We start from the raw sequence: 8561 nt of genomic DNA on the forward strand, positions 1-8561 counted from the left end.
TCGCGGCGACGAAGAAGGCCGGCATGGACGAGCGGGCCGCGGTGGTGTCGATCGCGACGGCGTTGCAGGAGTCGAAGCTGGAGAACCTGGGTCATCTGGGTGACCGCAACGACCACGACTCGCAGGGCCTGTTCCAGCAGCGTCCGTCCTCGGGTTGGGGCACGGTGGAGCAGATCACCGACCCGGAGTACTCGACGACGGCGTTCCTGAAGGGTCTCAAGCAGGTCGACGGGTGGCAGGACATGCCGCTGACGAAGGCGGCGCAGACGGTGCAGGTGTCGGCGTACCCGGACCACTACGCTCAGTGGGAGCAGATGGCCGCCGACCTCGTCGCCGAGCACTGGAACAGCTGACCGACAACAACCGACACAGACCTTCCACGCAAGGGGGACCGCCGGCCGGCACCGTTTACACGGTGCCGGCCAGCGGCGCGTCCGCAGCCCCGAGATCGCCCGTCAACTGCGGTGGCCGAGTGCGACGTCGACCAGGGCGGCGACCAGCGCGAGCGCGATCACCCCGGCGGCCAGCAGCAGGGAGTGCCGGAAGGCCAGCGAGAAGTCGCCGCCGCTGGCGGCCAGCGACGAGAAGAAGATCGAGCCGACGGCGGCGATCCCGGCCGCGGAACCGATCCGCTGGCCGGTCTGGAGCATGCCAGCCCCGCTGCCCGCCTGGCGCACCGGCACCTGGGACAGGGTCAGGGTCTGGTTCGGCGCGATCACCAGGCCGCTGCCCAGCCCCGCGACCAGCAGGGGGGCGGCCGTCAGCCACGGCACCGCGGCACCGCGCGGGGCCAGCTCCAGCACGACGACCACCGCGACGAGCCCCACCACCACGGTGAGCAGCCCCACCGCGACCAGGGGGCGCCCGAAGCGGTTGACGATCCGGCCGCCGAGCGCGGACGCCGCGGCCGAGCCCAACGCGAACGGGGTGATGGCCAGGCCGGCGACCAACGCGCTGTAGCCGAGGCCGTTCTGCAGGTAGAGCGTGAAGATGAAGAAGATCGCGGTGAACCCGCCGAAGTAGACCAGCGCGATCAGGGAGCCGAGCGCGTACGACCGGAAGCCGAACAGCCGCAGGTCGAACAGCGGCTCCTGGCGTCGGGCGTACCACCGCTCCCACGCCCCGAAGGCGCCCAGGACGAGCAGCCCCACCGGCACGAGCAGCCACTTCGCGGGGCCGCGCCAGTCCTGCTGCACGAGCGGCAACAGCACGAGCAGCACGCCGACGCCGAGCAGCAGCACCCCGACGGGGTCGAGCCTCCGGTGGTCGCGCGGTCCGGCCGGTCGGGCGGGAAGCAGCCGCCAGCCGAGGACCACCGCGAGTACGCCGACCGGGACGTTGACGAAGAACACCCACCGCCAGCCGTGCTCCTCGCCGCCGATCGCGATCAACAGCCCTCCGAGCAGCGGGCCGACGGCCGTGGAGATGCCGATGGTGGCCCCGAGCAGCCCGAAGGGGCGACCCCGCTCGGGCCCGCGGAAGAGCTCCTGGATCAGGCCGGTGACCTGCGGGTTGACCACCCCGGCGGCGGCGCCCTGAAGCAGGCGGGCCGCGATCAGCCACGCGGGCGACGCGGCCAGCCCGGCCAGCGCGCTGGCCAGCGTGAAGAGGGCGATCCCGAAGACGAACGCGCTCCGCCGGCCGCGTGCGTCGCCGAAGCGGCCGGCGGAGACCAGCACCAGCCCGAACGTCAGGGCGTACCCGGAGAGCACCCACTGCAGGTCGCTGGGGGATGCACCGAGGGCCTGGTCGATCGACGGGACCGCGACGTTGACGATGCTCACGTCGAGCAGCGTCATGAAGGCGGCGACCAGCCCGACGCCGAGGGCCTGCCAGCGCCGGCGGTCGTCCGGCGGGGCGGTGGGGTCGGTTGGCGGCGTGTCCGCCGGGCTCATGCTGCCTTCCGCGAATCGGTGATCGGGCATCGCCGAGCGCTACCCCGGTCCCCGCCGGGCGAACCATTGCGTGGCGTACGCCGGCTCACGCCATCTGTCGGGCGCAGAACCGGGGTCCGAAGTCCAGCCCGGCCATCGGCGAGTCCTCCCGGTGCAGCAGGTTCTTCTCCGTGAGCTGGTGCAGTGGTGCCCGCAACTGCTCCTCGGTGAGACCGGCCTCCTCGGCGATCAGGTCCGGATACGGCACCTGTCCCCGGGCCTCCAGCGCCGCGACCGCGTCGTACACCCGTTCCTCGACATCCGACAGCTGCACCTGCCGCATGGCCTACCTCCTTCGCCGGTGCCCACCCCCGTGCGGGCGGTTGCGCCGCGCGCTTACCCGTCGGGTGACCGAAGATGCCCACCCGATCGGGCGGTAGCCCCGGCCGCGCCCTCAGCGCCGGGGCCTGCGGGTTGCCCTAGGCTGCATCAGTGATCGTCTGGGATCTCGCCGTCGTCGGCGCCGGCCCCGCCGGGCTCTGCGCCGCCCATGCCGCCGCCCGCGCCGGCGCGCGCACGCTGGTCGTGGAGCGCGCCGTGCACCCGCGCTACAAGACCTGCGGGGGAGGGCTGATCGGCACCTCGCTCTCGGCGGTGGCCGGCCGGATCGAGGTGCCGGCACACGACAGGGTCGACCGGGTGACGTTCACCCGGGACGGGCGACGCCGGTTCAGCCGGCACCATCGCGGCGGTCCGCTGGTGAGCATGGTGCGCCGGGAGGAGTTCGACGACCGCCTGCGTGCCGCCGCGGTGGCGGCCGGCGCCGAGGTCCGCGAGCGGGTGGCGGTCCGCGCCGTCGAGCAGGACCCCGATGTCGTACGCCTCAGGCTCGCCGACGGCGACACGGTCCACGCGCGGGCGGTCATCGGCGCGGACGGTTCCTCGGGCGTGACCGGCCGGCACGTGGGGGTCCGCCACCGGCAGGTCGACCTGGGGCTGGAGCTGGAGCTGCCCGTGCCACCGCAGGAACAGGCCCGCTGGCGTGGCCGCCTCCTGCTGGACTGGGGTCCGCTGCCCGGCTCGTACGCCTGGGTCTTCCCGAAAGGGGACAGGCTTACGGTCGGCGTGATCGCCGCCCGCGGCGAGGGGGAGCGGACCCGGGCGTATCTGCGCGGGTTCGTCGACCGGCTGGGCCTGTCCGGGGTGGAGCCCGCGCACGACTCCGGCCACCTGACCCGCTGCCGGGCCGAGGACTCGCCGCTGCGTCGGGGCCGAGTGCTGGTCGCGGGTGACGCGGCGGGGTTGCTGGAGCCGTGGAGCCGGGAGGGGATCAGCTACGCGCTGCGCTCCGGCGAGCTGGCCGGCGCGGCGGTGGCCGCCGGTGACCTCGCGGGATACGAACGGGCGGTCGCCCGTGACCTGGTGCCGTCCATGCGCGCCGGGCACCGGCTGCTGGACGTGTTCGCCCGACGCCCCGGGGTCTTCCACGCGTTGTTGGCCACCCCGCCGGGCTGGCGGATGTTCGTGCGCTTCTGCCAGGGGCGGGCCAGCTTCGACGAGACGCTGGACCGGGCCCCGGTCCGGGCAGCGCTGGCGCTGTTGGACAGGCTGCCGGCAGCCTGAAGCCGGCCAGGTCCGGGCTGCGGGGCCTGGCCACCGGCGGCCTGCGGAGTGCGGGCGGCCAGGTCCGGCCGCCCGCACTCGCCGGGACCTGGCCGCCGACCTCGGCGAGTGCGGGAAGGAACCGGCGCCCCACTTTCACCCAGGATCCTAGGACGCTTTAGCGGTGGTGCCCGTCGTCACCGCCACACACACTGATGACGTCGAGAAGGAGAGGTCATGGCAGAAGACAGCCCCGGGTCGTCGTTCACCGACGACGACTACCGCTTCCTGCGGCACGTGCGCTTCGGCGAGATGCCGCCCGCGGTGCGCCCCGAGGAGCGGACCGCGCTGACCGAGACCGATCCGCGGCGGGACCAGCCGGATCCGGGCGACGAGCGGGACCGGTGGGACCTGCGGCACGGTGCCTGACGCTGCCTGGGCGACCCCGTCCTGACCGTGGGCTCAGGTGGGCCGGGTCCGGCAGCGGTCTGGGCTGGAGCTGGCGCCGGCAGAGACTCGCCCGCCGATGCCGTGGACCCGTCGATGCCGCCGCCCGGACGGAATTCGGAGGAGTGGAAGCGACGGCGCTGTTACCGTGACCGTCATGGCACAAGGTATCTGGTCGCAGAAGGTCCGCTCCGCCGGCTGACGGCGGCGCCTCCTTACTGCTGAATCCGCGCTCGCCGTCCCGGTTCCCGCCGGGCGGCCGTCTGCTGCTGCCCGGCTCCACCACGAGCTGCGGAGCACCGTTGAACCTCACCCCGAATCCCGAAGCCATGTCCCTGCCCGTCACCGCGGGCGGGGTAGCGCACGTCCGCGCCGACAGCGTCACCGTCGTCCGTGGCTCCCGCCGGATCCTGACCAACCTGTCGGTGACCGTCTCCGCCCGGTCACGGGTCGCCGTCGTCGGCGAGAACGGCCGCGGCAAGACGACGCTGCTGCACGTTCTCGCCGGCCGGATCCCGCCCGACGAGGGCACCGTGCACCGGGTGGGCACGATCGGCCTGGCCCGCCAGGAGCTTGCCGCGCGCGACGGCGAGACCGTCGGCACCCTGACCTCCGAGGCGCTGGCGGCGTCGTTCGCGGCCGTCGCGGCCCTGGACGAGGCGGCCCTCGCCGTGGCCGCGGGCGATCCCGGCGCCGAGGATCGCTATGCCGCCGCGCTCGACGCCGCCACCCGGCTCGACGCGTGGGACGCCGAGCGCCGTGTCGACATCGCCCTGGAGTCCCTGGGTGCCTGCACGGACCGCGACCGTGCGTTGTCGACGCTCTCGGTCGGGCAGCGCTACCGGGTGCGGCTGGCGTGCCTGCTCGGCGCGCGGCACGACGTGCTCCTGCTCGACGAGCCGACAAACCACCTGGACGCCGACGGGCTTGATTTCCTGACCCGCAGGCTGCGCGAGCACGACGGCGGCCTCGCCCTCGTCAGCCACGACCGGGCGCTGCTACGCGACGTCGCGGACCGGTTCCTCGACCTCGATCCGACCCGTGACGGGATGCCGCGCCTGTACGCCGGCGGCTATGACGCCTGGCAGGACGCCCGGCGTCGCGAACGTGAGTCCTGGGAGCAGGAGTTCGAGGAGCAGCGGGCCGAACACAGGAGGCTGCAGGACGCCGTGGCCAAGGCGCGCGACCGGCTCTCCACCGGCTGGCGACCCGACAAGGGGACGGGTAAGCATCGGCGCCAGTCCCGCGCGCCGGGCGTCGTGCAGGCACTGAACCGGCAGCGCGACGCCCTGCGGGCGCACCGGATCGACGTGCCGGAGCCGCCGCCGGGCTTGCGCTGGCCCGACCTGGGCGTACGGCAGGGCGCGCCGCAGGTGCGGGCGTACGGCGTCGCGGTCGACGGGCGTCTGGCCGGCCCGGTCGACCTCGCTCTCGACGGCGGCGACCGGCTGCTGGTCACCGGAGCGAACGGCGCGGGGAAGTCCACGCTGCTCGCGGTGCTGGCCGGTTCGCTCCGGCCCACGCACGGGCGCGTCTGGACGGCGAAGGAGGCACGGATCGCCCTGATCACCCAGGAGACCGCCGTGCACGACCCGGGCCTCGCCGCCCGCGACGTCCACGCCCGCCACGTGGGGCGGCTGGTGACCGGCGGGACGCTGCGCGACGCCGACGCCGTCGGGCTCGGGGCGCTCGGGCTGCTGGACGCCGAGGCGGTGAGCACACCGGTCGGGCGGATGTCGCAGGGACAGCAGCGGCGCCTCGACCTGGCGTTGGCGTTGGCGGGGCGGCCCGGACTGATCCTGCTCGACGAGCCGACCAACCACCTGTCGTCGGCGTTGGTGGACGAGCTGACCGAGGCGATCCGCGAGACGAGCGCGACGGTCGTGGTCGCCACGCACGACCGGCAGCTGCTGCGCGATCTCGCCGACTGGCCCCGCCTGGAGATCGGCGGTCGGCTCACCGGCCGCGAACGAGGATGAGCGCCGGCGCGTTCGGCGCCCGTCGGGGACGCCGTGACTGGTGTTCCCGCCACGGGGCGGCCGGCAGGGCCGACGGTGCCACAGCGGCCCGACCTGTTTCAGCGCGCCGCCCGGCACCGGGCTGTCCGCGTGACACGGGCGGCTGTTTCCGCCTGCCACCGCAGGGTAGGGCGGTGGGTGACCCAGACCCGACCGGTGCGCGAGGAGACGTCGGTGACCGAGGACCAGCACACCCAGCAGGACCCCACCAGCCAGTACGGCCAGCAGGAGGGGCAACCGAAGCAGCAGCAGACGCCACCCGGCTCGACGCAGGAGATGACGCCGAAGCCGGACCACGGCGAGGAGTCGTACCGCGGCAGCGGCAAGCTCGAGGGCCGGCGGGCGTTGATCACCGGGGGTGACTCCGGCATCGGCCGCGCGATCGCCGTCGCGTACGCCCGCGAGGGCGCCGACGTGCTCATCTCCTACCTGGGCGAGGAGGAGGACGCCGACGCGCGGGAGACCGTCCGGCTGGTCGAGGAGGCCGGCCGCAAGGGCATCGCGGTACGCGGCGACATCACCGACCAGCGGCACTGCCTGGAGCTGATCGACCGGGCGCTGGGTGACCTGGGCGGCATCGACATCCTGGTCAACAACGCGGCTTACCAGATGGCGCAGGACGAGGGCATCCTCGGCATCGACGACGAGCAGTTCGACCGGGTGCTGAAGACCAACCTGTACGCCATGTTCTGGCTCTGCCGGGCGGCGGTGCCGCACATGCCCGAGGGCTCGGCGATCATCAACACCTCGTCGATCCAGGCGTTCGACCCCTCGCCTCAGCTGCTGGACTACGCCACGACCAAGGCGGGGATCGCCAACTTCACCAAGGCGCTCGCCGCCGACCTGGCCGAGCGGGGGATCCGGGTCAACGCGGTGGCGCCGGGTCCGATCTGGACGCCGCTGATCCCGGCCACGATGCCCGAGGAGAAGGTCGAGAAGTTCGGCCAGGACACCCCCGAGGGCCGGCCCGGCCAGCCGGCCGAGCTGGCCCCGGCGTACGTCTTCTTCGCCTCCCAGGAGTCCAGCTACGTCACCGGCGAGATCCTCGGCGTCACCGGCGGCCGCCCCACAAAGTAACGCCCGCCCCGCGGGGGCGGGTGGGGTCAGCGGGGCCAGGGGGCTAGGCGGGTGCGGATTCGGGCGACGGCGGCGGGGTTCAGGCCGTAGCGGGCGAAGCGGCGGTCGGGCAGCCGGTCCAGGTAGCGGCCGGCGGCCCGGACGTCCTCCTCGTCCAGGGCCGGGTCGAGCTGGCGGGCCAGGTCCAGCAGCTCCGCCACGCCGTGGTGCTCCAGGGCCGCCGCGACGTCGATGTAGTCCCGGACCTCCCGCCGGTTGACCAGGGCGGCGGTCTTGTTCGCCATCAGGTCCCGCACGTCCATCACCGGCCCGAGGTCCATCACCACCGGGCTGCGGTGCCGGTCCAGGCGGGCCAGGCTGAGCCGGATGAGCCGCCCGTCCCGGCTCACCACGAAGTCCCTCAGGTCCCGGTCGAAGCCCTCGAACAGTTCGGCCAACTCGCTGTCCGGGTCGGCGTCGGTCACCTCGAACCCGGCCCGTTCCAGCGCCCTGCGTACCCCGTCCGCCGCCGCGGCGGCGGCCCCCTCCACGTCCGCGAAGAGGTCCACGTCCTCCGTCGGGCGGGTCACCAGCCCGTGCGCGGCCCACGCCACCCCGCCGCCGAGCACGAACCGGTACGGCCCCGCGGCGGACAACGCCACCCGGGCCACCTCGCGGTAGAACTCGTGCGGATGCGCGCTGCTCACGCCGTACGCAGACCCCGGTGGCGGCTCTCCCACGCCTGGCGTACGCCCCGGGGCAGGTTGAGCAGCCGCCACACCCGGCGCAGGGTGCGCCCGTTGATGAGCAGCCGGAGGTCCTCCGCGCGGGTGGTCTCGCGCAGTACGTTCTCGTACATCCAGAGCAGCTCGTCCGGATCGCCCAGGTCGAAGGTTCTGTCGGCGTTCCACATCAGCCGCACCGGCAGTTCGACCACGCCCCGGGTGGGACCGGCCAGCTCGGCGAGGGTGCGGGCCACCACGGCGGGCCGGCCCGGGCGGGCCAGGTGGGCCGCGCGGGTCGGGGCGGGGGAGAGGGCCTGCATGCTGTCAGGGTAACCCCAGGTCGGGCCGCTCGGGATCGCGGTTTGGTCAGTGTCGTTCGCGCCCACCTTCTGGCTCCGGCGGTTGTGTCCCGACGTCCCGGTGCGTGGTGACGGGGGGTGTGACCCGCCGACCCGGCTCCGCGCGGCCAGGCCTGACCCCAGCGCGCGGCCTGACAACCGTGGCCAAACACGCCGCCCGACCCACCCGCGGCGCCCCGCCTCCCTCCCGGGTCGATCATGCACTTGTGGTGGGCTTTGTGCCCTGAATTGCGCCTTGTGCGCGGCACCACAACTGCATGATCGACGCCGGCGGGCCGGCCGCCCGGGTGTCTGGGTCGTGGGGAGATCTTGGTACGTAATGGCCCCTCTGGCGGACTCAACCGGTGGTTGCAACACCCTTCCGGGATCTTCGTTGGGGTGGTCGTGGCATCAAGGTTGAGTTCGCTGGAGCGGGAGCAGATCGGGTTGGGTCGGGCTGAGGGTGAGTCGATGCGGTCGATCGCGCGGAGGTTGGGTCGG

At 73.7% G+C, this 8561-nt stretch carries 9 protein-coding genes and 1 pseudogene; 6 read left to right on the forward strand and 4 right to left on the reverse strand.

Going from position 1 to position 8561, the window contains the following annotated elements:
* Positions 1 to 353: pseudogene (locus tag V6U77_RS28985) on the forward strand (hypothetical protein); the annotation flags it as partial.
* Positions 354 to 455: 102 nt separating this feature from the next.
* Here the strand turns inward: V6U77_RS28985 and V6U77_RS28990 are convergent.
* Both V6U77_RS28990 and V6U77_RS28995 read right to left on the reverse strand, forming a co-directional pair.
* Entirely contained in the window at positions 456 to 1895 is a 1440-nt protein-coding gene (locus V6U77_RS28990) for an MFS transporter (RefSeq protein ID WP_334609933.1), read from the reverse strand.
* A gap of 85 nt (positions 1896 to 1980) precedes the next feature.
* Complete coding sequence (locus tag V6U77_RS28995; protein ID WP_132239717.1) at positions 1981 to 2217, reverse strand: hypothetical protein; 237 nt, start codon at positions 2215 to 2217, stop codon at positions 1981 to 1983.
* A 149-nt stretch (positions 2218 to 2366) separates the two neighbouring features.
* Between V6U77_RS28995 and V6U77_RS29000 the strand changes: the two genes are divergently transcribed.
* From V6U77_RS29000 to V6U77_RS29015, 4 genes are all read left to right on the forward strand, one after another.
* Positions 2367 to 3497 (forward strand): geranylgeranyl reductase family protein, encoded by a 1131-nt coding sequence (locus V6U77_RS29000; protein ID WP_334609934.1) that lies wholly within the window; start codon positions 2367 to 2369, stop codon positions 3495 to 3497.
* Positions 3498 to 3713: 216 nt separating this feature from the next.
* The gene (locus V6U77_RS29005; RefSeq protein ID WP_334609935.1) at positions 3714 to 3905 is read left to right on the forward strand and encodes a hypothetical protein; all 192 of its coding nucleotides are present in this window, start codon (positions 3714 to 3716) and stop codon (positions 3903 to 3905) included.
* A gap of 320 nt (positions 3906 to 4225) precedes the next feature.
* Complete coding sequence (locus tag V6U77_RS29010) at positions 4226 to 5902, forward strand: ABC-F family ATP-binding cassette domain-containing protein (RefSeq protein WP_334609936.1); 1677 nt, start codon at positions 4226 to 4228, stop codon at positions 5900 to 5902.
* Between the two features lie 213 nt (positions 5903 to 6115).
* Positions 6116 to 7018 carry an SDR family oxidoreductase gene (locus V6U77_RS29015; RefSeq protein WP_334609939.1) on the forward strand — a complete coding sequence of 301 codons (903 nt, stop codon included), beginning with the start codon at positions 6116 to 6118 and terminating at the stop codon, positions 7016 to 7018.
* A gap of 26 nt (positions 7019 to 7044) precedes the next feature.
* Here V6U77_RS29015 and V6U77_RS29020 read toward each other — a convergent pair whose 3' ends face one another.
* Complete coding sequence (locus V6U77_RS29020; protein ID WP_334609937.1) at positions 7045 to 7704, reverse strand: nucleotidyl transferase AbiEii/AbiGii toxin family protein; 660 nt, start codon at positions 7702 to 7704, stop codon at positions 7045 to 7047.
* Positions 7701 to 8042: a hypothetical protein gene (locus V6U77_RS29025; protein WP_334609938.1), complete on the reverse strand. Its 342-nt coding sequence runs from the start codon at positions 8040 to 8042 to the stop codon at positions 7701 to 7703. Before V6U77_RS29025 ends, V6U77_RS29020 begins: the two co-directional genes overlap by 4 nt.
* Before the next feature lie 423 nt (positions 8043 to 8465).
* Between V6U77_RS29025 and V6U77_RS30135 the strand changes: the two genes are divergently transcribed.
* Positions 8466 to 8561: helix-turn-helix domain-containing protein (locus V6U77_RS30135; protein WP_442934444.1), on the forward strand; the 96-nt coding region annotated here is incomplete at its 3' end.

Source organism: Micromonospora sp. CPCC 205546, assembly GCF_036902715.1.
In the GTDB taxonomy this organism is placed as follows: Bacteria; Actinomycetota; Actinomycetes; order Mycobacteriales; family Micromonosporaceae; genus Micromonospora.

Coding starts and splice junctions, on each gene's coding strand:
- V6U77_RS29025 (WP_334609938.1), bottom strand. CDS start 8,042: ATGCAGGCCCTCTCCCCCGCCCCGACCCGCGCGGCCCACCTGGCCCGC.
- V6U77_RS29005 (WP_334609935.1), top strand. CDS start 3,714: ATGGCAGAAGACAGCCCCGGGTCGTCGTTCACCGACGACGACTACCGC.
- V6U77_RS28995 (WP_132239717.1), bottom strand. CDS start 2,217: ATGCGGCAGGTGCAGCTGTCGGATGTCGAGGAACGGGTGTACGACGCG.
- V6U77_RS28990 (WP_334609933.1), bottom strand. CDS start 1,895: ATGAGCCCGGCGGACACGCCGCCAACCGACCCCACCGCCCCGCCGGAC.